Origin of the sequence: Gordonia sp. OPL2, from assembly GCF_003797825.1 — a bacterium.
GTDB lineage: Bacteria > Actinomycetota > Actinomycetes > Mycobacteriales > Mycobacteriaceae > Gordonia.
Genome location: NZ_RKME01000142.1, coordinates 1 through 384, shown reverse-complemented (window position 1 = coordinate 384; position 384 = coordinate 1). Strand labels below are relative to the sequence as shown.

The 384-nt window shown below is 69.5% G+C and carries 1 protein-coding gene; it reads right to left on the bottom strand.

Translation table 11 applies throughout. The annotated features are described in order from the left end of the window. Nucleotides 1–118 precede the first annotated feature (118 nt). Nucleotides 119–384 (bottom strand): hypothetical protein (locus EEB19_RS26690; RefSeq protein ID WP_222930017.1); only part of this gene is annotated, 266 nt, incomplete at its 5' end.

The window sequence follows — 384 nt, the reverse complement described above, 5'->3', positions numbered from 1 at the left end:
CCGCTGGTCCAGTCGCCGGAGCGCACCCGTACCCGCGCCGCTGCCAGGTCCACGGCGACCACCACGCAGGGCAGGATCATCGCGGCGAGCATGCGGTCATGCTCCGCACTGACATAGCTCATGCCAACGCCTCCGGAGCGAAGTAGTCCGGCTCATGGCCGGGGCCGGTCTGCGGGTCGAAGCCCAGCATCAGGCTGCCGGGCGGCTGGTCCTCCCAGGCCCACTCCGGGTCTCCGAGACGCAGCGACTGCGTCCACTCGACCAGCCAGACACGCAGGCTCTTCAGCTCCTCGCGACTGCCGTCGACGGCCGAGCGTACGAAGCGCGCCGGCTGCAGAGACAGGTTCCAGGTCTGCTCGCGCAATGTCCGAGCGATTCCGCAAG